General features: G+C 56.9%; 32 protein-coding genes and 1 tRNA gene. 20 read left to right on the top strand and 13 right to left on the bottom strand.

Going from position 1 to position 25,719, the window contains the following annotated elements; translation table 11 throughout:
* Positions 1-51: 51 nt before the first annotated feature.
* Together ACR0IK_RS22700 and hemP are read right to left on the bottom strand one after the other, a co-directional pair.
* On the bottom strand, positions 52-528 hold the full coding sequence (locus ACR0IK_RS22700; protein WP_480643395.1) for a hypothetical protein: 477 nt from the start codon (positions 526-528) through the stop codon (positions 52-54).
* Complete coding sequence (hemP, locus tag ACR0IK_RS22695; RefSeq protein ID WP_480595335.1) at positions 525-692, bottom strand: hemin uptake protein HemP; 168 nt, start codon at positions 690-692, stop codon at positions 525-527. The genes ACR0IK_RS22700 and hemP overlap by 4 nt, the downstream gene beginning before the upstream one ends.
* A gap of 225 nt (positions 693-917) precedes the next feature.
* Between hemP and gph the strand changes: the two genes are divergently transcribed.
* The gene (gene gph, locus ACR0IK_RS22690) at positions 918-1,595 is read left to right on the top strand and encodes a phosphoglycolate phosphatase (RefSeq protein ID WP_480643394.1); all 678 of its coding nucleotides are present in this window, start codon (positions 918-920) and stop codon (positions 1,593-1,595) included.
* A 598-nt stretch (positions 1,596-2,193) separates the two neighbouring features.
* Here the strand turns inward: gph and urtE are convergent.
* Genes urtE through urtA form a run of 5 tightly spaced genes read right to left on the bottom strand, consistent with a single transcriptional unit; the run spans position 2,194 to position 8,156 of the window.
* A complete protein-coding gene (gene urtE / locus ACR0IK_RS22685; protein ID WP_480643393.1) occupies positions 2,194-2,889 on the bottom strand; it encodes an urea ABC transporter ATP-binding subunit UrtE in 696 nt (231 codons plus the stop codon).
* 3 nt (positions 2,890-2,892) lie between these two features.
* The gene (gene urtD, locus ACR0IK_RS22680) at positions 2,893-3,633 is read right to left on the bottom strand and encodes an urea ABC transporter ATP-binding protein UrtD (RefSeq protein WP_480643391.1); all 741 of its coding nucleotides are present in this window, start codon (positions 3,631-3,633) and stop codon (positions 2,893-2,895) included.
* Positions 3,630-4,859, bottom strand: coding sequence for an urea ABC transporter permease subunit UrtC (urtC, locus tag ACR0IK_RS22675; protein ID WP_480643389.1), 1,230 nt, complete (start codon positions 4,857-4,859; stop codon positions 3,630-3,632). The genes urtD and urtC overlap by 4 nt, the downstream gene beginning before the upstream one ends.
* A gap of 3 nt (positions 4,860-4,862) precedes the next feature.
* Positions 4,863-6,815 (bottom strand): urea ABC transporter permease subunit UrtB, encoded by a 1,953-nt coding sequence (gene urtB, locus ACR0IK_RS22670; protein WP_480643388.1) that lies wholly within the window; start codon positions 6,813-6,815, stop codon positions 4,863-4,865.
* Positions 6,816-6,875: 60 nt separating this feature from the next.
* Positions 6,876-8,156, bottom strand: coding sequence for an urea ABC transporter substrate-binding protein (urtA, locus tag ACR0IK_RS22665; protein WP_480643387.1), 1,281 nt, complete (start codon positions 8,154-8,156; stop codon positions 6,876-6,878).
* Positions 8,157-8,575: 419 nt separating this feature from the next.
* Here urtA and ACR0IK_RS22660 point away from each other — a divergent pair, with 419 nt between their 5' ends.
* The 9 genes from ACR0IK_RS22660 to ureG all read left to right on the top strand — a co-directional run bounded on the left by ACR0IK_RS22660 (position 8,576) and on the right by ureG (position 13,985).
* Complete coding sequence (locus tag ACR0IK_RS22660) at positions 8,576-9,373, top strand: urease accessory protein UreD (RefSeq protein WP_480643385.1); 798 nt, start codon at positions 8,576-8,578, stop codon at positions 9,371-9,373.
* A gap of 1 nt (position 9,374) precedes the next feature.
* Complete coding sequence (locus ACR0IK_RS22655; protein WP_480595343.1) at positions 9,375-9,677, top strand: urease subunit gamma; 303 nt, start codon at positions 9,375-9,377, stop codon at positions 9,675-9,677.
* 15 nt (positions 9,678-9,692) lie between these two features.
* Positions 9,693-9,854: a peptidase M23 gene (locus ACR0IK_RS22650; protein WP_480595344.1), complete on the top strand. Its 162-nt coding sequence runs from the start codon at positions 9,693-9,695 to the stop codon at positions 9,852-9,854.
* Positions 9,851-10,156 (top strand): urease subunit beta, encoded by a 306-nt coding sequence (locus ACR0IK_RS22645; protein ID WP_480595345.1) that lies wholly within the window; start codon positions 9,851-9,853, stop codon positions 10,154-10,156. The genes ACR0IK_RS22650 and ACR0IK_RS22645 overlap by 4 nt, the downstream gene beginning before the upstream one ends.
* The gene (ureC, locus tag ACR0IK_RS22640; protein WP_480643384.1) at positions 10,156-11,865 is read left to right on the top strand and encodes an urease subunit alpha; all 1,710 of its coding nucleotides are present in this window, start codon (positions 10,156-10,158) and stop codon (positions 11,863-11,865) included. The genes ACR0IK_RS22645 and ureC overlap by 1 nt, the downstream gene beginning before the upstream one ends.
* A gap of 130 nt (positions 11,866-11,995) precedes the next feature.
* Complete coding sequence (locus ACR0IK_RS22635; RefSeq protein WP_480595347.1) at positions 11,996-12,220, top strand: hypothetical protein; 225 nt, start codon at positions 11,996-11,998, stop codon at positions 12,218-12,220.
* A gap of 34 nt (positions 12,221-12,254) precedes the next feature.
* Complete coding sequence (locus ACR0IK_RS22630) at positions 12,255-12,707, top strand: urease accessory protein UreE (protein WP_480595348.1); 453 nt, start codon at positions 12,255-12,257, stop codon at positions 12,705-12,707.
* Positions 12,691-13,344, top strand: coding sequence for an urease accessory protein UreF (locus tag ACR0IK_RS22625; RefSeq protein ID WP_480643382.1), 654 nt, complete (start codon positions 12,691-12,693; stop codon positions 13,342-13,344). Before ACR0IK_RS22630 ends, ACR0IK_RS22625 begins: the two co-directional genes overlap by 17 nt.
* Complete coding sequence (gene ureG, locus ACR0IK_RS22620; protein ID WP_480643381.1) at positions 13,341-13,985, top strand: urease accessory protein UreG; 645 nt, start codon at positions 13,341-13,343, stop codon at positions 13,983-13,985. The genes ACR0IK_RS22625 and ureG overlap by 4 nt, the downstream gene beginning before the upstream one ends.
* Positions 13,986-14,665: 680 nt before the next feature.
* Here ureG and ACR0IK_RS22615 read toward each other — a convergent pair.
* From ACR0IK_RS22615 to ACR0IK_RS22600, 4 genes are all read right to left on the bottom strand, one after another.
* A complete protein-coding gene (locus ACR0IK_RS22615) occupies positions 14,666-15,583 on the bottom strand; it encodes a hypothetical protein (RefSeq protein WP_480643380.1) in 918 nt (305 codons plus the stop codon).
* 161 nt (positions 15,584-15,744) lie between these two features.
* On the bottom strand, positions 15,745-16,269 hold the full coding sequence (gene mauJ / locus ACR0IK_RS22610) for a methylamine utilization protein MauJ (protein ID WP_480643379.1): 525 nt from the start codon (positions 16,267-16,269) through the stop codon (positions 15,745-15,747).
* Between the two features lie 16 nt (positions 16,270-16,285).
* A complete protein-coding gene (locus tag ACR0IK_RS22605; protein WP_480643378.1) occupies positions 16,286-16,600 on the bottom strand; it encodes a hypothetical protein in 315 nt (104 codons plus the stop codon).
* A 774-nt stretch (positions 16,601-17,374) separates the two neighbouring features.
* Entirely contained in the window at positions 17,375-18,127 is a 753-nt protein-coding gene (locus ACR0IK_RS22600; protein WP_480643376.1) for an AraC family transcriptional regulator, read from the bottom strand.
* A gap of 97 nt (positions 18,128-18,224) precedes the next feature.
* On the opposite strand from ACR0IK_RS22600, the gene ACR0IK_RS22595 reads away from it, so the two are divergent.
* The 5 genes from ACR0IK_RS22595 to ACR0IK_RS22575 all read left to right on the top strand — a co-directional run bounded on the left by ACR0IK_RS22595 (position 18,225) and on the right by ACR0IK_RS22575 (position 21,250).
* Positions 18,225-18,761, top strand: a complete 537-nt coding sequence (locus ACR0IK_RS22595; RefSeq protein WP_480643375.1) for a peroxiredoxin-like family protein — start codon at positions 18,225-18,227, stop codon at positions 18,759-18,761.
* A gap of 110 nt (positions 18,762-18,871) precedes the next feature.
* Positions 18,872-19,312 carry a MarR family winged helix-turn-helix transcriptional regulator gene (locus ACR0IK_RS22590; protein WP_480643374.1) on the top strand — a complete coding sequence of 147 codons (441 nt, stop codon included), beginning with the start codon at positions 18,872-18,874 and terminating at the stop codon, positions 19,310-19,312.
* 192 nt (positions 19,313-19,504) lie between these two features.
* Positions 19,505-20,269 (top strand): alpha/beta fold hydrolase, encoded by a 765-nt coding sequence (locus ACR0IK_RS22585; RefSeq protein WP_480501118.1) that lies wholly within the window; start codon positions 19,505-19,507, stop codon positions 20,267-20,269.
* Positions 20,270-20,295: 26 nt separating this feature from the next.
* Complete coding sequence (locus tag ACR0IK_RS22580; protein ID WP_480501120.1) at positions 20,296-20,775, top strand: RidA family protein; 480 nt, start codon at positions 20,296-20,298, stop codon at positions 20,773-20,775.
* 97 nt (positions 20,776-20,872) lie between these two features.
* Positions 20,873-21,250 (top strand): rhodanese-like domain-containing protein, encoded by a 378-nt coding sequence (locus ACR0IK_RS22575; RefSeq protein ID WP_480643373.1) that lies wholly within the window; start codon positions 20,873-20,875, stop codon positions 21,248-21,250.
* Positions 21,251-21,310: 60 nt separating this feature from the next.
* Here ACR0IK_RS22575 and ACR0IK_RS22570 read toward each other — a convergent pair whose 3' ends face one another.
* Positions 21,311-21,919 (bottom strand): TetR/AcrR family transcriptional regulator, encoded by a 609-nt coding sequence (locus tag ACR0IK_RS22570; protein WP_480643372.1) that lies wholly within the window; start codon positions 21,917-21,919, stop codon positions 21,311-21,313.
* Between the two features lie 70 nt (positions 21,920-21,989).
* Between ACR0IK_RS22570 and ACR0IK_RS22565 the strand changes: the two genes are divergently transcribed.
* From ACR0IK_RS22565 to ACR0IK_RS22545, 5 genes are read left to right on the top strand one after another with little or no spacing between them, the layout of a single operon-like run.
* Complete coding sequence (locus tag ACR0IK_RS22565; RefSeq protein WP_480643371.1) at positions 21,990-22,523, top strand: peroxiredoxin-like family protein; 534 nt, start codon at positions 21,990-21,992, stop codon at positions 22,521-22,523.
* Between the two features lie 24 nt (positions 22,524-22,547).
* Positions 22,548-23,759: a multidrug effflux MFS transporter gene (locus tag ACR0IK_RS22560; RefSeq protein WP_480501128.1), complete on the top strand. Its 1,212-nt coding sequence runs from the start codon at positions 22,548-22,550 to the stop codon at positions 23,757-23,759.
* Between the two features lie 39 nt (positions 23,760-23,798).
* Entirely contained in the window at positions 23,799-24,200 is a 402-nt protein-coding gene (locus ACR0IK_RS22555; RefSeq protein WP_480501130.1) for a hypothetical protein, read from the top strand.
* Positions 24,201-24,221: 21 nt separating this feature from the next.
* A complete protein-coding gene (locus tag ACR0IK_RS22550) occupies positions 24,222-24,743 on the top strand; it encodes a cytochrome b (protein WP_480501132.1) in 522 nt (173 codons plus the stop codon).
* A gap of 50 nt (positions 24,744-24,793) precedes the next feature.
* Entirely contained in the window at positions 24,794-25,231 is a 438-nt protein-coding gene (locus tag ACR0IK_RS22545) for a YybH family protein (RefSeq protein WP_480643370.1), read from the top strand.
* Positions 25,232-25,629: 398 nt separating this feature from the next.
* Here the strand turns inward: ACR0IK_RS22545 and ACR0IK_RS22540 are convergent.
* Positions 25,630-25,706 (bottom strand) — tRNA-Met (locus tag ACR0IK_RS22540).
* Positions 25,707-25,719: the final 13 nt, after the last annotated feature.

The raw sequence follows: 25,719 nt of genomic DNA, 5'->3' as shown, positions 1-25,719 counted from the left end.
AAGAATGACCCCGGCACGAGGAAGGCCGGGGTTTTACGCTTGGCTGCTGCTTTAGTGCAGCATGGCCGCGGGAGGTTGGTGCCCGGTCGTGGGTACTGGAACAGACGCCGTCATGCGACGCAGTGCCAGTCCAAGCTCTTCGGACAATGAGGCCAACGCGGGCGCGAAATCCGCCCTTACAATCAGCGAGGCCATCATCATCGCGTCTTCGCGATCCCCTTCCGAGGCCGCTGCGATCATCTGCGCAAAGCAATTCTCATCCGCGCCCAGACAGGAACAGCCCAACCCGTGACGGATCAGCGGGCGGCGCCCGTGATGCGCGCATAAGGAACACAACTGGTCCAGCGTCATCATCGCGGCGTGTCCGCTCTCTGTGCCCAGCGCGATTTGAAAGTCGCTTGCGGCGTCCGAGCGACCCTGCGCACCGTCACCCCAGAGCCGCAAATACAACACGGCGCCGGCTTCGACCGGGCTCAGATCGGCAAGGCGACCAACGGCCGCCCCGCCGCGAGGGTGGCGTCCGCTCATTTCGTCAGGATCAGCTTGCCGGCGCGAGTGATGCGCAGGGTGTACAGCTGGTCGCCTAGCTCGATATGGGCCAGGTTTCCACCCTTGGTCAGGTCCTCAGCCTTATGGGCAGGCAGCAAGGACACGGCGTAGGATTGGCTGGGATTCGGGTTCTGCATATTCATCAGGACAACTCCAAGTGGTCTCAGGCGAAATGCCTTGATCTGTTCGCGTTTTTCTCGATCTGGCTGACCCGAAATGGGGTTGGCTGCTCACTTCCCGTTTAATCTGATTATTTTACTCAGGTATGTCAAGCAAGATCTTACAGAATCTCCAACCCAATGTGATTGTGTCAAAAAATCAGGCGGGATAGAGGTCATTTGCGAGACATTAATCAGACGGGGCTGCCGATGAGCGCGACAATCATGTTCGATCTGGACGGGACGCTGGTGGACAGCGTTGCGGACATTGCCGCAGCGACCAACAGGATGTTGCACGACAACGACGTGGCTGCCCTGCCTTTGGAACAGGTTCAACAATTCGTAGGCAACGGCCTGCCCAAACTGGTGGAACGTGTGATCCTGCATTGTAACCTTTCAATGGACCGTCACGCAGATCTGACCCGACAGACCCTGACACACTACAACGCCGCGGCCAGTGACAAAACCGTCGTCTATCCCGGCGTGATGCGGGCGCTGGAACAGTTGCGCGATATGGGCTGCGTGTTGGGTGTCTGCACCAATAAACCCGAGACCCCTGCGCGTCATGTGCTCGAGGCAATGAACCTGGCGCATCATTTCGACGCTGTTCTGGGTGGCGACAGCCTGCACACCCGCAAGCCGGACCCGGCTCATCTGGAGGCCAGTTTTGCCGCCGTCACCTCCTCTGGTCCGCAACTGTTCGTAGGTGACAGCGAGGTAGATGCAGAAACGGCCTGCCGTGCGCAGGTGCCGTTTCTTCTGTTCACCGAAGGTTATCGCAAATCACCGGTCACCGAGATTCCGCACACCGCCAGCTACAGCGATGCGACCGAGCTTCCGGCACTTGTCACGCACGTTCTGCAGTTGCTGGGGAAAACGTGTAGGTAGTTTTGGGGGATCGGAACGGTTTGTATCAGTTTACTGAGGGGCCGGCCGAGGGGGTATGTAGCCAGCCCCTCATAGGGGAAAAGTGGTATCGTTCGAAATGATCCGATCAATAAGTTGTTGTTAACGAATTACCCCATTTCCCGGTATTGGGGGTTTCCCGTAGACCGTCAAAGGCCGTTGAAATTGCGAGGTAATTTTTTGCTTTTTTGCGTCTCGGATCGGGTTGCAATCAGAAAACTCCTTGGCAATGCCCTCTCCGGTAAGAAAATGGCGGGGTGAAAACGACCCCGCCTGACGCCTCTGCAAGCACTGCTGCGCGCCGCCCGAAAGAAAATACCTTCCTGTTTGCGGCGATCGTCCGGCCTTGGGGAACAGTTCGCATAACCGCAGAAGCGACCAACCAACCCGAGGCGCAATCTGCGCGAGTTGCAGGAATGAGAATACGGCCGCAATGATCCCAAGGGCAAAGCTGAAACGGACCAGTCGCCAGATCGAAGAATTAACTGCGCTCGGGCAAACCCGATCACGGTACTCAGTTCGGCGGACCAACTCAGTACCATTTTTCAGAATGTGCGCTCTTTGCCCGACGCGTAGATCTCTAAACGGAAACTCCCTGCAAGACCTGATCACGTGAAAGGTCCGCCTTGAGACCTGACATCAGGATCTCCCCGCGCCGCAATACGACAAACCGGTCGGCGAGATCATAGGCGAAGTCGAAATACTGCTCGACCAGAACGATAGCCATTTCGTCCTGGGTTCGCAGATGACGGATTACTTCTCCTATCTGCTGGATGATATTGGGCTGAATGCCTTCGGTCGGCTCGTCAAGCAGCAGCAGGCGCGGCTTGGTGATCAGGGCGCGTGCAATGGCCAATTGCTGCTGCTGACCCCCCGACAGGTCCCCACCCCGCCGATTCTGCGTTTTCTTGAGCACCGGAAACAGTTCGAATATCTCATCTGGGATGAAGTGCTCGCTGGCGGGCAGACAGGCAAACCCGGTTTCTAGATTCTCGCGTACGGTCAACAGCGGGAAAATCTCACGCCCCTGCGGAACATAGGCCACCCCTTTCCACGCCATCTTATGCGCAGGCAGGATGCCCAGTTCCTCACCGTTCAACACCACCTTACCGCCCGAGCGCGGATGGGTTCCGGAAATCGCCTTGATCAGGCTGGTCTTGCCGACGCCGTTGGTGCCCATCACGCAGGTCACGTCGCCCTGCGCGGCCTCCATCGAGATACCGTAGAGGATTTGCGAATGCCCATAGTGCAGGGTCAGATCATTCAGTGTCAACATCGCCTAGCGCCCCAGATAGACGTCGATGACGTCCTGATTTGATGTCACGTGTTCAAGCGAACCCTCGGCCAGAACCGCACCTTCATGCAGAACGGTGACCTTGCAGTTCAGACGGCGGACGAACTCCATGTCATGTTCGACGACCACAACCGCGCGGGTTTTGGCGGCCTGAACCAGCAGGTCGGTGGTGTGCTCGCGCTCCTGCGGGGTCATGCCCGCCGCGGGCTCGTCAACCAAAAGAAGCCGCGGCTCCTGTGCCAGCAGCATTCCGATCTCCAACCATTGCTTCTGACCGTGGCTGAGTTCGCCGGACTTGCGGGTCAGTTCATCCTTCAATCCTATCTCGGCGGCCAGTTCTTCGACCTTTTCCAGATCCTCGGGTGAGGGGCGATAGAACAGCACCCCCAGCCAGCCGCGCTTGTTTTTCAAGGCCATCAGCAGGTTTTCCTGCACGGTCTGATCTTCGAACACGGTGGGTTTCTGGAACTTCCGCCCGACGCCTGCCTGTGCGATCTTGGCTTCGCTCATCCGCAGCAGCGAAACGGATTTCTCACCCCAGATCACCCGGCCCTCATCGGGTCGGGTCTTGCCGGTGACGATGTCCATGAAGGTGGTCTTGCCTGCCCCGTTCGGGCCAATCACGGCGCGCAGTTCAGCCTCACCGATCTGGAAAGACAGGTTGTTGATGGCGCGGAACCCATCGAAGGTGACGGAAACGCCGCTGACTTCTAGCAGGGTGCTCATTGGCTGGCCTCCTTCTCACGCAGGGCGCCGTCGTCTGGGCCCAGATTGGCGCCGTGGCGGTCCGGATGGCGACGGTTGGTCCACAGATCGAACAGCCCGCCTATACCCTGCGGCGCGAACAGTGTGACCAGCACAAAGGACACGCCCAGCATCACCTGCCACCAGTCGACCCATTTGATCGTGTAGAACCCCAGCGGGATGTCCGGTGCCTGCCCGCCCGTGAACCAGGTGCTGAGCAGACTGACGAAGGCCGCACCGATGACGGCTCCGTACAGGCGACCACGTCCGCCGATTGCGACCCAGACGGCGAGGTAGATCGAGGCGATGGGGGCCATTTCCTCGGGGTTGATGATGCCCGCCTGCGGGTAATACAGCGCGCCCGCGATGGCAGAGATGCAGACGGTCAGAGTGAAGACGGCCAGTTTGTAGACCTCGACGGAATACCCCAGGAAGCGCACCCGCGCCTCGTTATCGCGGATGCCGCGGATGACCGAGCCGAACTTGCCCGACACGATCCACGCGGCCAGCATATAGCCCAGCCCCAAGGCCAGCGCCGAGGCCCATAGGAACCAGATCGACACCATGTCCTGTGAGGCGGCCACCCCAGGTAAGTTCTGAAGTCCCGATAGTCCGTTGTTGCCGCGCAACCCGCTGTCGTTCTGGAAAAGATAGAGGGCCAATGCCAAGGTCATCGCCTGTGTCAGGATCGAGAGGTACACGCCCGTTACGCGGCTGCGGAAGGCCAGCCACCCGAAGATCAGCGCAAGCAGGCCCGGCACTAATACGACCAGCACCAATTGCAGCGTCAGGCTGTGGGAAAATGCCCAAATCAGCGGGAATTCCGACGATCCGACGACGCCGAAAATCTGCGTTCCGATGGCGTCCACAACCTCGGACGGTGTTGGTGGGACTTCGGCCTGCGACAACGATTCGACTACAATCAAGCGGGTGCGTTCGTACATCAGCCACATGCCGATCATGTAACCGCCCAGCCCGAAGAAAGCGAAATGGCCCAACGACAATATACCGGTGAAGCCCCAGACCAAGTCCATTGCCACGGCGATCAGGCACAGGCACAGAGTTTTACCCAGCGTCTTGACGAAACTGGTCGAGATCACGCCGATCCCGAACCCTTCGGACAGGACGGTTACGCCCAACGTGAACAGCGACAGGATGGCCAGAAAGACCAACACGGACGGGTTCTTGGCGACAAAGCTGCGTTCCATGGCTCAATCCCCCGCCGCGCGGCCTTTGAGGGCGATGATCCCCCTTGGCCGGAATTGAATGAAAATGATGATGAAGATGATCATGTAAGTTTGGGCTGCAAGGGTGTTCGACGGGTTCATCCACTCGATCCCCTTTTGCAGAAAGCCGATCATCCCGGCGCCTGCCAGCGCCCCCCAGATGTTGCCGACACCACCCACGACCACGGTCATGAAGCTTTGCACGATGTAATCACTGCCCAGATCGGATGTGACCTTGGCAAAAAGTCCGATGGCAACCCCGGCGATTCCGGCGATGCCGGAACCAAGGCCGAAGGTCAGCATATTCACCCGTCCCGGATTGATGCCCATCGAGCCAGCCATGCGCGGGTTCTGCGTCACGGCGCGCATCTCAAGCCCAAGCCGGGTGCGTTTTATGATGTAGAGGAACAGCCCCAGAAAGATCATCGCCAACACGAAGATCGCGATGCGGATATAGCTGATCGAGACCACGTCGTTTAGCACCCAAGCCCCGTCCAGCCAGCCGGGCGCGGTCAGCGGGCGGGCCTGCGTGCCAAAGATGTTCTTGGCCAACTGCTGCAGCGCGATCGAGATGCCGAACGTCGCCAACAGCGTTTCCAGCGGGCGGGCATAGAGCCAACGGATCACCAGACGCTCCATCGCGACGCCCATGGCGAAGGTGACGGCAAAGGCCATCGGGATCGCTACGATGATCGACAGCGTGTGGTCGGGGATGAACTGCTGCACGACGTAACCTGTGTACGCGCCCATCATGATGAACTCGCCATGAGCCATGTTGATCACGCCCATCACGCCGAAGGTGATAGCGAGGCCAATAGCGGCTAGGAAATAGATCGAAGCCAGTGAGATCGCGTCCAGCGTCAGGTCCAGCGTCTGGTTCAGGCCGACCTTCAACTCGATCTGTTCCAGCGCCTTTTCGGCGGCGGCGGTGACTTCAGGCGAAGGCTCCACATAAGTTTCAAAGAACACATGCGTGCCCAGCGCCGTGTCAATATCGGCCTGCGTGACCAGATCGGGCACCACCCCGGCCTCAGCAAGCGCTGTATAGGCTTGCGTACGTGATGCGTCAGAGTTCAATTGCGCGACAGGGATGCCTCCGACCCGCCCACCGTCGATATTGGCGGACAACGCGATGCGAATATCATCAGGAGAAACCCGCGGAGCAGCCAGATCGCGCGCAACCAACAGGTCATAAGCCTCGGCGGCGCTCAGCGCGTCTGCGCCCGGCACAAGTATGGCGGAGATGTTGGCATCCGTTGGAATCTCGACAGCGACTTGCCGTTTGGTCACAACCAGAGGGTTCAAAGCCGCGCGGACGTCAACGCCCAGATCGCCCGACATTTCTTCAATCGCAGCTACGCGCGCCGTCGTATCTTCGTCATAACCGATGGTCAGCAGCCGCTCGAGCCGTTGTTTCCGCGCTATCAGGTCAGCATCGGGCTCATCGTTGATCGAGGCCCGCAGAGGTTCCAGTAAGGCCCCATCAGGATCACGCTGAATAGAACGCAATGCCGCAGAACGCTTGGCGCGGCTCGGGTCCATCAGCTGGAACTGCACCAGCGCGGTGCCGATCATCGCACGGACACCGCTGTTGGGTTTCATCTGTTTCAGGTCGGATTTCTCAAATGTGCCGACAACCTCGCCGCTATCGAAGTCGGTCAATTCATACGACCGACCCTCGGCCTTTGTGCCTGCGAAATAGTGACCATCCGACTTGCGCATCCACATGTTCTTGGCGGCCCATGTCTCAAGCATCACTTGCGCCTGCGGCAAACCACTGGCGGCAATCGCATCAATCGCCGGCTTGATCGTCTTGCGCGAGCTTTTGGCGATGATCTCCCGATGCTCTTGCAGGATCGGTTGCAGCCCACCCTCTTGCGCGTTGGCGGTCAGGCAGGCGCACAGGATTGCGAGGCCCGCAAGGAAAAGTCGTAACATGTGGAGAAACCTGAATGTCTTTGGGGCAAGGCGGGTGGTCACACCCGCCTTGCGAGAGGATTAGTAGTTCGACAGGGTCTGAACGCAGGTCTCGGTTTGGGTGTTGTACATACCGCAGCCCAGGTCTTTCCAATCCGATTTCAGAACCGCCGATTCCGGCAGGAAGTCGGTCCAGGCGTCGCCCGGCACAACGTCGGTTTCGCTGACGATGTCGAACTGACCGTCTTCCTGAATCTCACCGATCAGAACCGGTTTCGCCAGATGATGGTTCGGCAGCATCACGGCGGTTCCACCGGTCAGGTTCGGGAATTCCTGCCCGTACATTGCGGCGCGCACGGCGTCGACTTCGGTCGAGCCAGCCTCAGTCGCAGCGTTCACCCACATATTGAAGCCGATGTAATGCGCCTCCATCGGGTCGTTGGTCACGCGCTCGTCCCCCATTGTGGCTTTCCATGTTTCGACGAATTCAGCGTTGGCCTCGGTATCCGCCGACTGGAAATAATTCCATGCCGCGAGGTGACCAACGAGGTTGGCCGTGTCCAGCCCCGACAGTTCCTCTTCACCGACCGAGAAGGCCACGACCGGAATGTCATCCGCCGAAACACCTGCGGCGGCAAGCTCTTTATAAAAGCCAATGTTCGCGTCGCCGTTGATGGTCGAGATTACTCCGACCTTCTTACCATCCGCGCCCAACGCGACCACGTCGGCCACAATCTTGGACCAGTCGGAATGACCAAAGGGGGTGTAGTTGACGAAGATATCCTCGTCCGAAATGCCCTTACCTTTCAGGTAGCTTTCGAGGATGTTGTTGGTGGTACGCGGGTAAACGTAGTCAGTGCCCAGCAGCGCAAACTTCTCGACCCCCAGTTCGTCCAGGAAATAGTCGGTCGCAGGGATCGCCTGTTGGTTCGGCGCGGCACCAGTGTAGAACACGTTCTTCGAGGATTCCTCGCCCTCATACTGAACTGGATAGAACAGCAGGCCATTCAACTCTTCGATCACCGGTAGGACCGACTTGCGACTAACCGAGGTCCAGTTGCCGAAAATCACGTCCACCTCATGCACGGTCAGCAGCTCGCGCGCTTTTTCGGCGAACAGGGGCCAGTCTGAAGCAGGGTCGACCACAACGGCCTCAAGCTGTTTACCCAGCAGGCCGCCCTTGGCGTTTTGCTGTTCGATCAGCATCAGCATGGTGTCTTTAAGCGTGGTCTCCGAGATCGCCATGGTGCCCGACAGCGAGTGCAGAACGCCAATTTTGATGGTGTCTTCGGCCGACAGGGCAGTTGTCGCCATGGCTGCGAAAACCGCCGAACCGGCGAGTGTGGCTTTGAGAGATTTCATTTAATCCTCCTGGCGGGTTCCGTGGCAGAAGGCTTGCGCATAGGCGCATTCTTCTTCTACCTGATCCCCGCAACTGTTGTTGCGTTCCGTGTGGCGGTTGTGTCCGAGGTCCAATTCGCGCAGCCGTCACACACCCCCTGGGTTCGTCCCCGCGGCGGGCACCCATACGGTTTCTGCATTGCGGCAAACTTGGCAAATTGCAGACCCTGCCAATTCGTAAATTTGACCCCATCTGCTTAATTTTCGACCTACCGGCGAGGTTCGCGTCTAAAATTTAGTCACGCGCATCGGAAAATCTCCCAAATGCGGCACCCCGGAATAGAGTTCCGACGCCCCAGCGGTGAAACAAGTGGCAGAAGTCTGAATTCTGCAGGTGCGCCATTACTCAACTTGCCTCCATATTGCCCAAGCAGGGCGTGATGCCGCCGAGGGCCAAGGGCGCGATTCGTCTGAGTGCCAAGCAATTAGGCGACAGATCGGTTCTGGACGGGTTTCGCCAGTCGGGGTCTTTCAAGTGCCTGTTCCCGCGGTCTGACGACACCGGCCTGGATGCGGTTCTGCTGAACACAGCGGGTGGGATTACCGGCGGCGACTCTTTCCGGTTCACCGGGCACGCCGCTGCGGGTACGACCGTAACCCTGACGACCCAAGCCTGCGAGCGTGCCTACAAGGCGCAGCCCGGCTCTCAGGGCCAGATCACCAACCACCTGCACGCCGATGCTGTTGCCAGGCTGAACTGGCTGCCGCAGGAAACCATTCTGTTCAACGGCAGCGCTTTGGACCGGCGCTTGCTTATCGAATTGGCCCCGGCCGCCTCTGCGCTGATGGTTGAGCCGCTGGTCTTTGGCCGCAACGCCATGGGCGAGACGCTGACCAATATCCGCCTGCGCGACCGGATCGAGATCAGGCGCGACGGCGCGCAGGTCTTTCTGGATGCCATGCGGTTTGAAGGTGACCTGAATGCCCATCTGGCGAAACCCCATATCGCCAATGGTGCCGGAGCCATGGCGCTGGTCGTCTTTGCCTCTACCACGGCAGAGGGGCAGTTGGCGCCGGTTCGCCGGATGCTGCCCGACAGTGCTGGTGCAACGCTGATCCAGAACGATCTGTTGGTGATCCGACTGCTGGCCAAAAACAGCTTTGCCCTGCGCCGCGCGCTGATGCCGGTGCTACTGCACCTGAACAACGACACTCTTCCCCGATGCTGGATGATCTGACATGAACCTGACCCCCAGAGAAAAAGATAAACTGCTGGTCGCCATGGCCGCCGAGGTCGCACGCAAACGGCTGGCCCGCAGCGTCAAGCTGAACCACCCCGAAGCGATCGCCCTGATCACCGACGCCGTCGTCGAAGGCGCACGCGACGGGCGTTCGGTCGCCGACATGATGCAGGCCGGGGCCGATGTGATCACCCGTGAGCAATGCATGACAGGCGTGCCCGAGATGATCCAAGAAGTTCAGGTCGAGGCCACCTTTCCCGACGGCACCAAGCTGGTAACCGTCCACAACCCCATCCGCTGAAAAAGGAACACAGACATGATCCGTATGCTCTTCCCCGCCCTAATCCTCGCTGGTCCCGCCGCTGCTCATACCGACGCCCATATCCACGCCCATGGCACTGATTATGCCGCATTGGGCCTTGGCCTGGCGGTGATCGCATTGGCTGCAACCATCCTGATTTTGAAACTGCCGAAATGATCCCCGGTGAACTTTTCCCGGCCGAGGGCGAGATTACCCTGAACACCGACGCCGAAGCGGTGACCCTGATGGTTGCCAATACTGGCGACCGCCCGGTGCAGGTGGGCTCGCACTATCACTTCGCCGAAACCAACCCGGCTCTGGAGTTCGACCGCACCGCCGCTCGAGGGCTTCGTCTGGACATCGCACCGGGCACCGCCGTGCGGTTCGAACCAGGACAAGAGCGTGAAGTTTTGCTGATCCCGATCGGCGGAGCACGCAAGGTTTATGGGTTCAATCAAAAGGTCATGGGGGAGCTTTGATGCCAGCACAAATCAAACGCTCTGACTATGCCGCCATGTTCGGTCCCACCACGGGTGACAAGCTGCGGCTGGCCGATACCGATCTGGTCATTGAGGTCGAACGCGACCTGACCACCTATGGTGAAGAAGTCAAGTTCGGTGGCGGCAAGGTGATCCGCGACGGAATGGGGCAGTCTCAGGTCACGCGCGCCGAGGGGGCTGTGGATACCGTCATCACCAATGCGCTGATCGTGGACCATTCGGGCATCTACAAGGCAGATGTCGGCCTGAAAGACGGGTGCATTTCCAAGATCGGCAAGGCCGGAAACCCGGACACACAGCCCGGCGTCGACATTATCATTGGCCCTGGCACCGAGGCCATTGCCGGTGAAGGCCGCATCCTGACCGCCGGGGGGTTCGACAGCCATATCCATTTTATCTGTCCACAACAGATCGAGGACGCGCTGCATTCCGGCCTGACTACCATGCTGGGCGGCGGCACCGGTCCCGCGCATGGCACACTGGCGACCACCTGCACCCCCGGCCCCTGGCATATCGGGCGGATGCTGCAGGCCGCTGATGCTTTCCCGATGAATTTGGCATTCGCAGGCAAGGGCAATGCCTCACTGCCAGCAGCATTGGAAGAACAAGTCAAGGCAGGCGCCTGCGCTCTGAAACTGCATGAGGATTGGGGCACGACGCCCGCCGCCATCGACTGCTGCCTTTCGGTGGCGGATGCGATGGATGTTCAGGTGATGATCCACACTGACACACTAAACGAATCTGGCTTCGTGGAAAACACCGTGGCCGCCATGAAAGGCCGCACTATCCACGCCTTTCACACCGAAGGAGCAGGCGGCGGCCACGCCCCCGACATTATCAAGATTTGCGGCGAGAACCACGTTCTGCCCTCCTCGACCAACCCGACGCGTCCCTTCACCGTGAACACGGTCGAGGAACACCTGGATATGCTGATGGTCTGCCACCACCTCGATAAGTCCATACCTGAGGACGTCGCCTTTGCCGAAAGCCGCATCCGACGTGAAACGATTGCAGCCGAAGACATTCTGCACGACATGGGCGCATTCTCGATCATTGCCTCGGACAGTCAGGCCATGGGGCGGGTCGGAGAGGTTTTGATCCGCACCTGGCAAACCGCTGACAAGATGAAGAAACAACGCGGTCGCCTGCCTAAAGAAATCGGCGACAACGACAACCTGCGCGTCCGCCGTTATATCGCCAAGTACACCATCAACCCGGCCATTGCCCACGGTCTCAGCCATCAGATCGGCAGTATAGAAGAAGGTAAAAGGGCTGACCTGGTCCTGTGGAACCCGGCCTTTTTTGGCGTGAAGCCCGAAATGGTTCTGCTGGGTGGCACCATCGCATGTGCCCAGATGGGAGACCCCAATGCTTCGATTCCAACACCGCAGCCGGTTTACAGCCGGCCGATGTTTGGAGCATATGGCCGCTCGGTTGAAAATTCGGCGATCACTTTTGTTTCCGAGGCTGCGCAGTCCGAGGGGATTGGTGATACACTTGGTTTGGCCAAGCAAACCGTCGCCGTGCAAAACACCCGCAACATCGGCAAATGCGACCTGCTGCTGAACGACGCGACCCCCCATATCGAGGTTGACCCTGAAACCTACGAAGTGCGCGCCGATGGCGAACTGCTGATCTGCCATCCCGCCAAAGTGCTGCCGATGGCGCAGAGGTACTTTCTATTTTGATCAAAATTTGCGCCGCGTTGCAGCATGCGCATCCCGGCCATGACCAATCACCCTCTATACAGTGAGACCGAAATGCCAAATTATAAAACCCATGGGAGGACCAACGTAACTCAAGATTTCGAGGGTCCTAATGGCACATACAGCAAATCAAACCACTTCCGGATTTTCCGTTGCCGGTATTCTTTCCGCAGTCGGAAGGTCAATCTATTCGGCCTTAGAGCAGTTAGCCGAGTCTCAGTCTCGCGTGAAGAAGATCGAGTTCCTGCAATCACTGAGCGACGACGAACTCGCCAAACGTGGTATCGCACGCGATCGGATTGTTCATCACGTGTTTGCCGACCGTATGGGTATCTGACTGGCGCGCTTCACTTTGCGAGGGAGGCGTGCGCATGAACGCCTTTCTTTGCACTGCTCGTCAGTATTCCAATCATATGCACGGAGATCCGGCGGATCACCTTTCGCTAACCTATGAAGACCGTTTCCTGCGCCGAAAGGTTCTGACTTGCGATGGTGGTGAGCAAATACTTGTCGATCTGACTCACACGACATCTCTTGATCACGGCGGTGTATTAATTCTCGAAGACGGGCGAGAAATCGAAATTCAGGCCGCCCCCGAGGCGCTATTGGAGATTACTGCCCCCGATCTGACCCGCATTGCATGGCACATCGGCAACCGGCACACGCCCTGCCAGGTTGAAAAGAGCCGCCTGCTTATCCAGGTAGACCATGTTATCCGCGACATGCTGGTGAAACTCGGTGCCAAAATCCGGGAAACCGTCGAACCCTTCACTCCCGAAGGTGGAGCGTATGGCCACGGCAGGACCCATGGCCACTCTCACTGAAGCTGAAATCCTGACTCTGACGCAATGGCTGTCACCCGCTTACCCGGTGGGCGGGTTCGCCTATTCGCACGGGCTGGAATGGGCCATTGAAAGCGGCACTGTTAAGTGCATTGCAGAAACGGGCGACTGGATTGCGGACGTGATCGAGCATGGATCAGGACGCAACGATTGTGTGTTTTTGGCCGCAGCGTATCGGGCTGGCTCTTACGATACGCTGGCAGAAATCGACCAGACCGCGCGGGCGTTTTCCGCCTCGTCTGAACGGCTGATGGAGTTACGCCTGCTGGGCGAGGCGTTTTGCGGTGTGACCTCAGAGGTCTGGGCGGTGAATATGGGCAGCCTGACCTACCCTGTCGCCATTGGTCATGCCGCAGACGTCCTGGACCTGCCACTTGGCCTGACGGCGCAAATGTATCTACAGGCCTTCATGGCCAATCTGATGGCCTGCGCGACACGACTGGTGCCGCTGGGCCAAACCGATGGACAACGGCTGATCCGCGATCTGACGCCGCTCTGCCAGCGGGCCGCAAGCGAAGCGATTGAGACAGGGCTGGACGATCTGGGATCAACCGCCTTCCTGTCCGACATCGCGTCGATGAAACACGAAACTCAATACTCAAGGATGTTCCGAACATGAGCAGTATGAACGGCCCACTGCGCGTGGGCATCGGCGGCCCGGTGGGCGCAGGCAAAACCACCCTGACCGCAGCGTTGTCCGAGGCGCTGCGTGACAGGGTCTCGATCGGAGTGATCACTAACGACATCTACACCCGCGAGGATGCCGAAGCGCTGATGCGTATGCAGGTCCTGCCTCAGGACCGGATCATCGGTGTAGAAACAGGTGGCTGCCCGCATACGGCAATCCGCGAGGACGCTTCAATCAACTTGGCTGCAGTGGATGAAATGCAAAAGCGGCACCCGGATGTAGAGGTGGTGCTAATTGAAAGCGGCGGCGACAACCTGTCGGCCACGTTCAGCCCCGAACTGGCGGATGTCACGCTCTATGTGATCGACGTGGCAGCTGGCGAAGAGATTCCCCGCAAGGGCGGCCCCGCGATCACAAAATCCGACGTCCTGATCATCAACAAGACAGATCTTGCCCCCCATGTCGGTGCCTCGCTTGAGGTAATGGACCGCGACGCCACCCGCATGCGAAACGGGAGGCCGTTTGTGTTCTCATCCCTGCGGCAGAGACAGGGCATTGATTCCATTGTGACTCTTCTTGGACAGATTAGCGGGCTGGACATACCGGTTAAAGAGGAAGCGGTCGTATCCTAGTTCAGATAGCGCGTCTGGAGCCACTGTTACCGAGACTACGCGCAAAACGCACGTCAGACAGCACTACAATACCAAACGACCACAAAGTGCTCTGGGCTACCGCCCTCCGGCACCCGAAACCATCGTCCAGATCGAACAAAGACCGGTCATGCACTAACAATCAAATTGGACCACTCAGGTGGGGCTGATCAGCAGACGTTCAAAAGTCTTGCAGCATCGGGAAGTATGGGCTCGCAGCCGCGATTCGAGATATCGTCTTGGACCGTAGTTTCTCCCTACCTGGAGTATACCCGGCCCCGCGTATACCCTGGGAAGGGAGAAAACCCCGATGTGTACGTCTTCGGGTATTGCAGTTTCACTTGGCTGACGGTGCTGACAGCACTGACGGTGGAGGCGCATTGGTTTTCATTAGGAAAAGAATCAGCCTCAGTTTCGTATGTGATAAGTAGCCATAGTTTGTAAGCGTTGCATTTGACCCCCTAAATCACCCCTGTGGTCCGCCCCTTAACAGTCGTTCGCAGTTATGTGTTCGTGGGCAGCCCTGAGCCCTTACCAGAACTTCACCGCACTTTGAGGCTTCGCCCAAGCAGCAAGTCGTGAACGGGGTCAATTAGGACATTAGTGTTACTAGTGACCTAAGGCAGGTTGGCGGACCATGGCTGTCGTTCATAATTCGGAGGTCAAGGTCCGTTTTCAATCATGTTGTGTTTTAGGTACTGGTCTCGATCCCATCTGGTTTCATCATGAAGTTCGCCAGTTGCTAGAAGGTAGAATAGCCCCTTCAACGCGGAATTCAGATGCCAGATGTCATCTATGCTGAAGAAGGGAATTGATTCCGGACCGTATCTACTGTCCGTATGAAAGTTACGCACCCGATCTGAATAATAGTCCTCGAAGAACTTGCGCTTCGTGTGTGGCACCCCGTAGAGCTCGTCCATATACGCCTGCGCATCATGAGAACTGGGATTTTTGGCACCCGACTTTTTCAGTCTTTGCAATATCACGCTGTAAGCAGCGTCCAGTGCGATATGCGAAGAAGCCAAAGAAGCGTCCCGAAATTGGAAGTGATTGAACAGCATTTCCGATTTTAGTAGCGCATGAAGTCCACGGATAAGTACAGGATCATCGACGTCGACTGCTCTGAAAAAGATCGTTGCTTGCTCTAAACGCCGATAATCCCAATCGAAGAACTGATATTGAGCAAGTTTGCTCGGCAGCAAGCCATGATTTCCGGACATAAAGTAGTCATCAGTTGCCGCTGCTTTAAGAAGCGGCTTGAGCAGTGCCCCATCTTCTACGACAGCATCGACAGAGCACTCATCGATGTCTCTAAAAATTGGTAGTGGGTACAGCCTGACGCCTGAGCTCTCCCCATGTCCTAAGTACATTGCGGCTAAGAACCTTACTTCCTGTACAGTCCAGTTATCCAGTTCAAATGCAGGTTGATCTGGCCCAGTGCGCCCGTATCGCTCTATCATCCTATTTTTGGTGCAGAGGAAAAGAGTGGGCCCACTCCGAAGAAGCATGTCGCTGCCAATCCTTACGTCGGGATTGGGATAAGAACCGAGAAAAGACATGGGCCGGATACGAATGCTCATTGCGCCACGCTACCTTGTGGGCACGCAGGTTTCAAAGAACTTGTTCTCGTAGGTAAAAAGAGAAAATCTGGACCGAAAGTCCTTGTGTTATTTCTTAGCATCTTCCGAAAAGCGGTCATTGGCCGCAGAGCAGAAACAGCGTAATTCTGGGCTCAAACCACCTATCTGTACCCACTGTAGACAGTGGTTGCTCCTAGCCTAAACTGATCGATTCTGGCATGTGCGCGAATGGCGGCTATCGTTTTTTTTTCGCTCAAGTAAGTCTCCGAGAAGCCATATTTCGTTCGTATATAGTGCCTTGCCAAAGCCCGCATGATTTCGGCGGCAACTGATAACCTACGCGTTTCAGCGGATATATCTGCATCGGATTTGAATTTTTTGGAGACATGACCGGCTGCGACACGACAATTGTAGCAATAATCCTCAATTTCGAGTTCTTTTCTATCTGAATGAAACTGCTCCAAAGTACGGTCATGGACATCGGCGCAAGCATCCGGGAATACGCGCTTTATCCAGTTCTTTGCCTTCCGAGCGTCGCGCCTCATTTCGAAGACTTTGAAGAAACTCAGGACTTCCTGTGATGCAATTTCAGCCTCTGCAGCATTCAATCCTTCCCGGTAGTAGGAAAGGCAATTTAGCAACGTTTCATCTTCCGGCATTGAGCGATAGAACATCCATTCGATCATTGTGGAAGATGCCATGTCACGCCTTGGCACGGGCACGGGTACGGGGTTGCCTCCAACTTCCGTAAGCATGTTGTTCAAATAGCGCAATGGCAGTTTCAGCGATTGTGGGTGGTTTCGCGTCTTGTTCGTTGATGGCGACTCCGACTGCGCCAGCTTTGAAGTCGTTCAGGAACGCATCAAGCTCTTGATCCGTTGCTGATGGAATTTTGGGACCGTAGGTCCCGTTTCGGATTTGGCTGATTCTACCCGAGTTAACTGGGCGGTCTTGGCGATTGAAATAGAATTGAATGTCCACGTTCCGTTCACCGCGCGCCAACAAGGCTTTGATCAAGCCAATTTCTTCGTCCGTTATTCTTCGAGCCATTTGGGGCCTCAAATTTGCTCAACCAATGATTGCAACCACTTTGAGGCTGTCGGCGCAGGGTGCAAGCCCTTGCACCTGATAGGCGCAACGAAAGTCCGGAATGTAGGCTGCAACTGCGGCATCTAGGCAACGTGGTAGATGTCCGGATTGGGCCGTCCTTACGTTTGGCGGTCGCCGCGATGGGGCGACATGCTGCGCATGGTGTAGCGACGGCTTCGAGCCCAATTTGCCGAATGCTGCACCGCGCATGAATGGCTGCTTTGGTTGGATCGCCGCTGTTTTTACTCGAAGCCAGCCACAGAATCACCAAGGCTTTCGAAATAGGGCTCAACGCCAAGTCTCGCAGCGGTGCGGCAGTACATTCGCCCATCGCAAGCCGAAGGCGCAATCGTGCCGGTTGGCTCTGTGTGATAGGCATGCAAATCTGAGTTTGAAAATTAACTCTAGGGGCGTGGACGCTGCAAAATGTGACACCGCTGCAGATACAATTTCACCACCCATCATGCATTCGCGCACGACTTTGATCCCGTGTCCAACCAAATAGTCGCGTATTCTGCGGGCCTTGGTTAGCCGCATCCATAATCCGCTCAATATTGTGAAGCTCGCGCGGGTCATCACCTAGCAAAACCTCCGCAAGACCGGGCATGGTAGGTAACGCACCCAGATTACTCGTGCCCCAAGGGAGCACCCTTGCTACGCTCCAGATCGGTTTAGAGCAAGCCCACCATCATCATTGTTGGGTCAACTAACACTATTCTTCCTACGAACAGCGTCAGTTCTTGGCCGTACTCCAAACTCCTTGAGATAGGCGCGCGAAAACGCATCGGGAGCACGGTAGCCATACCGGTGTGCAATTCGATCAACTCGCTCGCCTTTCTCAAGATCGAGACGTGCCAAGGATAAGCGCCACTGTCGCAAGTAGCTGGCGGGGGTGATGCCGACCAGCTCGGAAAACACTTCCTTGAAGCGACTGTGGGAAAGGCCAGCAGTTTCCGCCAGATCGGCGTTTTGCCAAAGATGACCGGGGTTTTCATGCATCGCGACGATGGCCTGACTGATTCGCGGGTTGGCCAGACCAGCAAGAAGACCGGGTGTGGTTACACCGCGATCAAGTTGGAGGCGGAGCATCCGAACAACGAGCACCTCACCCAATCGGCTTAGAACGGCAGGACAGCCACATCTATTGGCTTGCTGCTCGGATGCGAGCAGCGAGACAATGCTGGACAGTTCTCCATCGGGGGCCACTTGTTCAATGACCTTCTCGGGCAGAGCCGCACATAGCGGGCTCGCATTCGTGCCGAAATCAATGTGAAGGGAAAACAGGATTGCCCGATCATCGGGATCAATCCCCACTGCGCGCGGTGTGAAGATCAGGCAGTCCTCGCCGGTGGCCGGATCACGCATCGCCACAAGGTTTGCTTGCTCGACCGAAGCAACAGACGCCTGAAGCCTGAAATTGTTCAACAACGTGGTCAGGCGGTCGATCTTAGCCATTTTCGTCCTTTTGATTGGAAATTTAAGATTAATACACCTGTAGGGACGCTTATTGGAGAGGTCAAGCATTCTCAATCTATTCGAAAGGACCCCTCAAATGCTGATGCCCCGCAAAAAGACGCCAAACCTGTCGGTCGAAACCCTGGATCACGGCACGTTCGATCTGACCTCGGAATTCGCAGAGCGCGGAACGCTGATCTGCTTTTATCGCGGCTATCATTGCCCGATCTGCGCGAATTACCTGACGGAGCTTGATCGCAAGGCGGGAGAGTTCGAGAAACGTGGTGTCAAGGTGGTGGTGGTCAGTTCCGACACCGAGGAGCGCGCCCGCATGATGCAGGACAAGATCAAATCGGAAAACCTGCGTTTCGGGTACGGCCTGCCGCTTGATCTGGCGCGTGATTGGGGCCTCTACATTTCGACCTCTCGCGGCAAGACTTCCATTGGTGTGGACGAGCCGGCGCTCTTTTCCGAACCTGGGGTCTTCCTCGTAAGCCCCGATCAGTCGCTGTATTTTGGCGTCGTGCAGACCATGCCCTTCGTGCGCCCGCATTTTGGCGACTTCGTTGGCGCGTTGGATTTTGTCATTGCCAATGACTATCCCGCGCGTGGCGAATATGACGGTCCCGTTTGAGCCCTGTGATCGGCAGACCTCATCTGCCGATCAATACAAACAGGCCCGCAGGAGCTTGATTGCCTAGTCCGCTAGCCATATAAACGCGGTTCGACCTTGGGACCGCGCTTATGACCGATACACTTCAAAAATCTCCGCCTCTGCTCGATCAACAGCTTTGCTTCGCGCTTTATTCGACATCTCGTGCGATCACCAAAGTCTATGCGGGCCTGCTGGAAGATCTTGGGCTGACCTATCCGCAATATCTCGCGATGCTCGTACTGTGGGAAAAAGACGGGTTGAGTGTTCAGGAGATTGCAAATCGCCTTCAGCTTGAAGGCGCAACCACGACGCCGTTGATCCAGCGCATCGAGCGTTTGGGCCTCGTTGAGAAGAAGCGCGGTTCCGTCGATGAGCGTCGCTGGGATGTATTCCTGACAGAGAAGGGTCGCTCGCTCGGCGCCCGCGCCTACAGCGTTCCGGAACAATTGGGCTGCGCCTTGAATATCTCGGATGCGAAGGCGCATGCGCTCTTGGCCGAAATCAAAAAGCTACGCGCTCAGATCATCTGACTTTCAACCTGAAGGCAAGGTTATCGTTCTGTCGAAGTGAGTGACAGAACCTTTCTTGCCAAATGTCAGCATCATGGTGCGGCAATGACGGCCTGCGCCAAAAAGTCGGAAAAATCGTTCAATATGCCATTTGCCTAGTGGGCTAGCTTTATTTATATACCTAGTGTACTAGCTATATTAAGGAGACCTGCAATGAAACGCCGCACTGCCCTCAAAGCCTTCTCTGCCACTATCGCCGCCGCTGCCCTCGGATTGGGTTCAGCGGCCTATGCCCAAGAATTGACCGCCAAATCCGTTGTGCTCGTCCATGGCGCGTTTGCTGATGGCTCAGCCTGGAACCGTGTCACCCCGCTACTGGAGGAAGCCGGACTCGACGTAATCGCCGCGCAAATCCCGCTCAGCTCACTTGACGCGGATGTCGAAACCACCAAGCGTGCAATCGAGCGTCTCGAAGGCCCCGTCGTTCTGGTCGGTCATTCATGGGGCGGCATGGTCATCACCGAGGCGGGTGCGCAAGATAAGGTTCATTCTCTCGTTTACGTCGCCGCCTTTGCCCCGAACGAAGGGCAGTCCCTTGGCGAATACATCGCTGACTATCCCCATGCGGACGGTCTGGATCATCTGGAAAAAGACGCATCCGGCTACTACCGCCTTACCGACAAGGGCGTCGCCGAGCATTTCGCCTTCGATTTGCCAGAGGCGGAGATTGCCGCGATTGCCGCGTCTCAGGGCCCGATCAACAGCGCCTCGCTTGGTACGCCGGTCACGCAACTTGCCTGGAAAGACAAGCCGAACTTCGCGGTTGTTTCGACCCAGGACCGCATGACCCTGACTGCGATTCAGCGTGACCAGATTGGCAAGCTGAATGCGCAATCTGTCGAAGTCGATACCAGCCATGTGCCGATGCTGACTTACCCCGATGTCGTGGCCAACATGATTATCGAGGCTGCGAAGTAACCACATCATCAACAGGGAGACCTAGAATGAAAAAACAACTGACCACCAGCCTTGTAGCATTGCTCATGTGTACTGGCGCCAGCTTCGCCGAAGACGCACGAACAGGTGTCTATCCCGCCGGGAATGTACCAATTGCGCCCTATTCACCGGGGATCAAAACCGCGAACGGTTTCCTCTATGTCTCGGGGCAGATCGCCTATCTCGGCGGTGAGATTCCAGCTCATGCTCGGGATGGCGAAAACGACGTGCAGGATCAGACCAAGATCGTGATGGACAACATTAAGAGTGTCATGGACGAAGCAGGTTACGACTTCAACGATGCTGTCCGGGCGACGGTCTTCATCACCGACATGGGGAATTATGGCGCGTTCAATGAGATCTACGGCACCTATTGGGGTCAAGGTGAAGTACCCCCGGCTCGTGCCGCCGTCGAAGTCGGTGCCCTGCCGGGCGGAAAACCCGGAGCCCCGGTTTTGGTCGAGGTTTCGATGATCGCCTACAAATAGCTCACATACCAAGTTCAGGTGGCCCTACGGGGCCGCCCCTCCCCTGAGAGCTGGCACTTGTGCCGGCTCTCTTTCACTCGTCAACTGGAGAAGAGCCATGAAAACCGCTCAATCATATCTTGAAGAAGCCAACGCTATCGTTCCGAAATTGTCATCGGAAGAAGCAATCAAAGTTCATGCCGCTGGTGGCAGCGTTTTTGTCGATGTGCGCGATAGCGCAGATGTCGCCAAGACCGGCACAATTGCCGGGGCCGTCCGCATTCCGCGTGGCTTCATCGAATTTGTTGCCGATCCTGACATGGGCTTCCACAACGAAGCCCTAAAGAAAGACGCAGACATTTACCTCGTCTGCGGCCTTGGCGGGCAAGCCGCCCTGTCTGGTAAAACACTCGTCGATATGGGTTACACATCTGTGACCAATGTCGGCGGCTTCGGCGCGTGGAAAGAAGCTGGCGGTCCGACGGAAGAAGGGTGATGCAACAAACAGATGCGGGGCGTTCCCATGACCTCGCCCCGCATTCCGAAACTGCGTCGGTCAGGTCATCAGGATCATGCGGACGCGATCGTCCAGGTCTTCCAGCAGGCTTTCGGCAGACCAGCCCGCGCGGCTGCGATGGACGTGGCCTTGGCGCATATCGTGCAACAGCCTTGCACGCTCTTGTGATGGGAAGTCGGACGGAAGGTTACCTTTTGCTTTCTCCGCCTCGAAACGACCTGCAAGGCGGGCATCCGTGTCCCGGATGGCCTTATCCATACGTTCTGACACGCCTTCGACCTCGCCCACAGTCATTGCGACACAGGATGCCAGGAAGCAGCCGCGAGGCGCACCTTCCTGCTGCGTCGAATAGTTAACAACCACTTCCAGGAAATTGCGCACCGCCTCTTCGATGGTTCCGGCGGTTTCAAACTCGACAATGGGCGCGCAGCCATCAACATCCGCGTAGCGATCAATGGTCTTTAGATACAGTTCGCGCTTGTCTCCGAAGGCGGAGTAGATGCTTGGCCCGCTAATTCCCATCGCTTTGGACAGATCCTTCATCGAGGTGCCGTCATAGCCCTTTGCCCAAAAGGCATTCATGGCCGCCATTAGCGCGTCGTTTTCATCGAAGGTCCGCGGCCGTCCCATTTTTTTTGTATCGTTCACAATAAAAGTCCTTGACGCCTCAGTCAGTATATATATGTAACGTTCGTTAGTTAAGTCAAGGAGCGACGACATGCACGTCAACAAGCCGAAGCCGGGCGACAGATTCCCGCAATCAGAACTTCCCAAACTGAACGGGGGACGCCTCACGCTTGGCAAAGCCGGGGACGGTTATGATTGGCAGTTGATTGTTGTCTACCGTGGCAAGCATTGCCCGATCTGCACCCGCTACCTGCGCGAAGTGAACGAGATTGTTGCCCCCCTTAAGGAGTTGGGCATCGAAATCGTGGCTATCTCCGCCGACAGCGAAGCTCGCGCCACCGATCAGATCGCAGAAGTGAACCCGGACTACGCCGTCGGCTACGGGTTGAGCGTCGAACAGATGCAGTCACTGGGCCTTTACATCTCCAGCCCGCGTCATGGCATGGATGTCGAGGGACCGTTCGCGGAGCCCGGCCTTTTCCTCGTCAATGAAGAGGGTGAGCTGCGCATGGTTGATATCGCAAATGTGCCCTTCCTGCGTCCGCAGCTTGGCTCTCTTGTGGGTGGTCTGAAGTTCATGCGCGGCATGACCGAAACTTTCCCCGCCAACGGCACATTTGCCTGAAACCCTCATGCCAAGGATGATGCAATGACACGCCGGACCCCCATGCCCTCCACTTTGAAAATCGGCCTTGTCCTTGGCCTCTTGTCAGTCGTAGGACCGATGACAATCGATATGTATTTGCCCGCGCTGCCGACCATTGCCGACGATCTCGGTACCAGTATCGGCGCTGTTCAGGGAACATTGACCGCCTACCTGATCGGGTTCGGCATTGCACAGCTTTTCTATGGCCCCGCTTCGGATCAGATTGGTCGCAAACTACCGCTCTATCTCGGCCTTTCGCTGTTCATTGCCGGAACGGTCGCGGCCTTTCTGGCGTCAAGCGTTGAAATTCTCACGGCCGCCAGAGTTGTGCAGGGCCTTGGCGGGGCGGTGGTGATGGTCATCCCACGTGCCATAATCCGCGATATTGATACGGGTGCAGCAGCGACGCGGCTCATGGGCATGATCATGATGGTCATCAGTGTCTCGCCCATGGTTGCACCGCTTTTGGGCAGCGGAGTCATGGCTCTGGGCGGATGGCGCTCGATCTTTCTGGTGCTAGCGGCCCTCGCTCTACTCAGTCTGGGGCTGACACGGATCGCTTTGCCGGAAACCCTGGAAAGAGAGGATCGGAGACCGTTTCGCGCAACAAGCTTTGTGCAAGGCATCAGAACGCTCATGTCGGACGGCACCTATTTGGGGCTGACCTTTATTGGGGCCCTGGGTATGGCCAGCTTCTTTGTCTTTTTTGCGAGCGCGTCATTTGTTTACACCGGCCAGTTCGGCCTCACGCCCGTCCAGTTCAGCCTCGCATTCGCTTTGAACGGGTTGAGCTTCTTCTTGGCAACCCAGTGGGTTGGTAAGGTTGCGGAACGCATCGGCATGGCCGCGATGATCAAACGGGCAACGACCGTCTTTGCGTTGGCCGCGTGTAGCCTGATGGCTTTGATCCTCGCCGGGTTTGGCAGTCTTTGGGTCATCATCGCGCTGTTGTTCATCACCTTTGGCAGCCTTGGGTTTGTCGTTCCGCCTACAATGGTGATGGCGCTCGATAAACACGGTCAAATCGCAGGTCTTGCTTCATCGCTGGCTGGCACGCTGCAAGTTGTCACGGCGGGCGCAATGATCGCCCTCACTGAACCCTTCTTTGACGGCACCGCCTTGCCGATGGTCGGCGTCATTGCAACCTGCGCCATCGCGACGCTCTTACTATCCCGCGTGACCTTGCGCGCCAGGACCGCAGAACAACTGGCCTAACACGCCTGCAATCTCCTCACCCTACAAAGGAAAAAGATCATGTCGATGTCGACAACACACCCCAATGTGCCTGCCGTGAAGGCAACCCTTGATGCCCTGATCGGTGATGTCTCCGGCCATTCCTTCGAGACGCTCGACCGGACCTATCATCGCGATATGCAGACATACCTGATGGTCGAAGGCGGCGCAGTGATGCAGAACGACAAGCCTGCCTTCATGGAGCATGTGCGGCAGGCGATGGGCCAGGAAATCGATCATGATCCCTGGGCTGAATACCACATTGTCGAAGCGAACGAGACCCAAGGCCACGTCCTGATCAGCCGTAAGAACAATGTCACCAATCGCAAGCAACTGGTCAGCCTGAGCATTGACTTTGTGTTCGAAGACGACCGTTGGCAGATTACCCGCGAGGTCATCATGACCCGCGGCGAAGAGACCTAAAAGGGCAAGAGATGACCTCTTATGATTTATGATCGGATCTCCCGCGTAAACCACTGGAGCACGGCCATCCTGTTCATCGGTATGCTTGGCTTCGGGTTTTATCTTGCCTATGGCGGTTTGCCAGACCCAGAGAAAATCCCACTTCTGAACATCCACAAACCTGTGGGTGTGATCCTCGCCCTGTGGGGCACCTGGCGGGTCATCTATCGTCTGCATCAGGGATTTCCGGCTCCCGCTTCGGAAGGGTCAAAGTGGCAAGACTTGGCAGCACGTCTGACTCACTGGCTCTTATTGCTGGCGATTGTCCTGATGGCTGCGTCAGGGCTGACCATGGCGCTGTTTTCCGGGTTTCCAACGCATTTCTTCGGCCTCTTCACCATCCCCGCAATTGCGCGTGTCGAATGGCTTTCTCTCGGTGCATTGGCCGTCCACAAATGGACTGCCTATGGAGCAACAGCCGCGTTGGTTCTGCACCTCGGGGGCGTGCTCAAGCATCAATTCGTAAACAAGGATCGAACCCTTCACCGAATGCTCTCGGGCTGACCCAAGAGCTCCAAACTTTCACTCTCCAACTTCATGAAAAGGAAAACCCCATGAAGACTCTCACTGCTTTGGCCATATTGGCAACAACCGCAACCATGGCACTTGCTGACGACAACGCTCAAACCAGCCTCAGCGCGGTCAATGATCGCTTCAATGAGTTTGCAGCTGCACACGATGCCGATGGGCTTGTCTCTCTCTATGCCGAAGACACGCTTTGGATTGCCCGAGGCACCCCTGTTACCCAAGGCCTCGAAGGACCTCGACAGCTTTTTGAATTCGTTGCCGCGAATGAGGGCAAGGTCACCCACACGATTGACCATTTGTTCGTGGCTGACGATGCGTCTTTGGCCGTCATGATCGGATCTGTCGAAGCCGTCATCGAAAGCCAGGGCATGGATGCCACAGGCACCTACTTGTTCATCCTTGAACCCGAAGATGATGGGTGGGAGATCGTCACTGATATGTGGCATCAGCATGGCCAGTCTTAACGATTTGAGCCAGGTCAGCCGGAATAGTTAAAAATCAAAAGCTACCATTGCCAGAACTCTGTGCAATGGCGGCTTTGTCCGCCATCCAGTCATCCAGCTCCCCACAAACCGAGCGGCCGCAGCGAATGTCTGGAATGCGGGCAGCGACTGCAGAAACCACAGAGACCGACCAACGGCAGCTAAGGGCCGAAGGACACAAATATGAGTTTCCGTATTGGCGCGTAGCGCCAATATAGGCTTTAGATGCCTATGCCGGAAGACGCCAATTTGGGGGTCAGATGCAACGCTTACCGTAGTTTGCTTTCTGGCGTAGCACCGCTGTAGCACCGGACGTTGGAGTCCAGAACGCAAAAAGCGCCCCTTGGGGCGCTAAGTGTTTGTTTTCCGACCGTTTAGTTTGGTTGCGGGAGCAGGATTTGAACCTGCGACCTTCAGGTTATGAGCCTGACGAGCTACCGGGCTGCTCCATCCCGCGACACTTAGCGTTG

The organism is Ruegeria sp. BF7, assembly GCF_056538605.1.
This window is presented reverse-complemented; position numbering and strand designations above follow the sequence as displayed.

What these genes read in the sequence shown, in the direction of transcription:
- ACR0IK_RS22700 (WP_480643395.1), bottom strand. Translation starts at nt 528, where the DNA reads ATGAGCGGACGCCACCCTCGCGGCGGGGCGGCCGTTGGTCGCCTTGCC.
- hemP (WP_480595335.1), bottom strand. Translation starts at nt 692, where the DNA reads ATGAATATGCAGAACCCGAATCCCAGCCAATCCTACGCCGTGTCCTTG.
- gph (WP_480643394.1), top strand. Translation starts at nt 918, where the DNA reads ATGAGCGCGACAATCATGTTCGATCTGGACGGGACGCTGGTGGACAGC.
- urtE (WP_480643393.1), bottom strand. Translation starts at nt 2,889, where the DNA reads ATGTTGACACTGAATGATCTGACCCTGCACTATGGGCATTCGCAAATC.
- urtD (WP_480643391.1), bottom strand. Translation starts at nt 3,633, where the DNA reads ATGAGCACCCTGCTAGAAGTCAGCGGCGTTTCCGTCACCTTCGATGGG.
- urtC (WP_480643389.1), bottom strand. Translation starts at nt 4,859, where the DNA reads ATGGAACGCAGCTTTGTCGCCAAGAACCCGTCCGTGTTGGTCTTTCTG.
- urtB (WP_480643388.1), bottom strand. Translation starts at nt 6,815, where the DNA reads ATGTTACGACTTTTCCTTGCGGGCCTCGCAATCCTGTGCGCCTGCCTG.
- urtA (WP_480643387.1), bottom strand. Translation starts at nt 8,156, where the DNA reads ATGAAATCTCTCAAAGCCACACTCGCCGGTTCGGCGGTTTTCGCAGCC.
- ACR0IK_RS22660 (WP_480643385.1), top strand. Translation starts at nt 8,576, where the DNA reads ATGCCGCCGAGGGCCAAGGGCGCGATTCGTCTGAGTGCCAAGCAATTA.
- ACR0IK_RS22655 (WP_480595343.1), top strand. Translation starts at nt 9,375, where the DNA reads ATGAACCTGACCCCCAGAGAAAAAGATAAACTGCTGGTCGCCATGGCC.
- ACR0IK_RS22650 (WP_480595344.1), top strand. Translation starts at nt 9,693, where the DNA reads ATGATCCGTATGCTCTTCCCCGCCCTAATCCTCGCTGGTCCCGCCGCT.
- ACR0IK_RS22645 (WP_480595345.1), top strand. Translation starts at nt 9,851, where the DNA reads ATGATCCCCGGTGAACTTTTCCCGGCCGAGGGCGAGATTACCCTGAAC.
- ureC (WP_480643384.1), top strand. Translation starts at nt 10,156, where the DNA reads ATGCCAGCACAAATCAAACGCTCTGACTATGCCGCCATGTTCGGTCCC.
- ACR0IK_RS22635 (WP_480595347.1), top strand. Translation starts at nt 11,996, where the DNA reads ATGGCACATACAGCAAATCAAACCACTTCCGGATTTTCCGTTGCCGGT.
- ACR0IK_RS22630 (WP_480595348.1), top strand. Translation starts at nt 12,255, where the DNA reads ATGAACGCCTTTCTTTGCACTGCTCGTCAGTATTCCAATCATATGCAC.
- ACR0IK_RS22625 (WP_480643382.1), top strand. Translation starts at nt 12,691, where the DNA reads ATGGCCACTCTCACTGAAGCTGAAATCCTGACTCTGACGCAATGGCTG.
- ureG (WP_480643381.1), top strand. Translation starts at nt 13,341, where the DNA reads ATGAGCAGTATGAACGGCCCACTGCGCGTGGGCATCGGCGGCCCGGTG.
- ACR0IK_RS22615 (WP_480643380.1), bottom strand. Translation starts at nt 15,583, where the DNA reads ATGAGCATTCGTATCCGGCCCATGTCTTTTCTCGGTTCTTATCCCAAT.
- mauJ (WP_480643379.1), bottom strand. Translation starts at nt 16,269, where the DNA reads ATGATCGAATGGATGTTCTATCGCTCAATGCCGGAAGATGAAACGTTG.
- ACR0IK_RS22600 (WP_480643376.1), bottom strand. Translation starts at nt 18,127, where the DNA reads ATGGCTAAGATCGACCGCCTGACCACGTTGTTGAACAATTTCAGGCTT.
- ACR0IK_RS22595 (WP_480643375.1), top strand. Translation starts at nt 18,225, where the DNA reads ATGCTGATGCCCCGCAAAAAGACGCCAAACCTGTCGGTCGAAACCCTG.
- ACR0IK_RS22590 (WP_480643374.1), top strand. Translation starts at nt 18,872, where the DNA reads ATGACCGATACACTTCAAAAATCTCCGCCTCTGCTCGATCAACAGCTT.
- ACR0IK_RS22585 (WP_480501118.1), top strand. Translation starts at nt 19,505, where the DNA reads ATGAAACGCCGCACTGCCCTCAAAGCCTTCTCTGCCACTATCGCCGCC.
- ACR0IK_RS22580 (WP_480501120.1), top strand. Translation starts at nt 20,296, where the DNA reads ATGAAAAAACAACTGACCACCAGCCTTGTAGCATTGCTCATGTGTACT.
- ACR0IK_RS22575 (WP_480643373.1), top strand. Translation starts at nt 20,873, where the DNA reads ATGAAAACCGCTCAATCATATCTTGAAGAAGCCAACGCTATCGTTCCG.
- ACR0IK_RS22565 (WP_480643371.1), top strand. Translation starts at nt 21,990, where the DNA reads ATGCACGTCAACAAGCCGAAGCCGGGCGACAGATTCCCGCAATCAGAA.
- ACR0IK_RS22560 (WP_480501128.1), top strand. Translation starts at nt 22,548, where the DNA reads ATGACACGCCGGACCCCCATGCCCTCCACTTTGAAAATCGGCCTTGTC.
- ACR0IK_RS22555 (WP_480501130.1), top strand. Translation starts at nt 23,799, where the DNA reads ATGTCGATGTCGACAACACACCCCAATGTGCCTGCCGTGAAGGCAACC.
- ACR0IK_RS22550 (WP_480501132.1), top strand. Translation starts at nt 24,222, where the DNA reads ATGATTTATGATCGGATCTCCCGCGTAAACCACTGGAGCACGGCCATC.
- ACR0IK_RS22545 (WP_480643370.1), top strand. Translation starts at nt 24,794, where the DNA reads ATGAAGACTCTCACTGCTTTGGCCATATTGGCAACAACCGCAACCATG.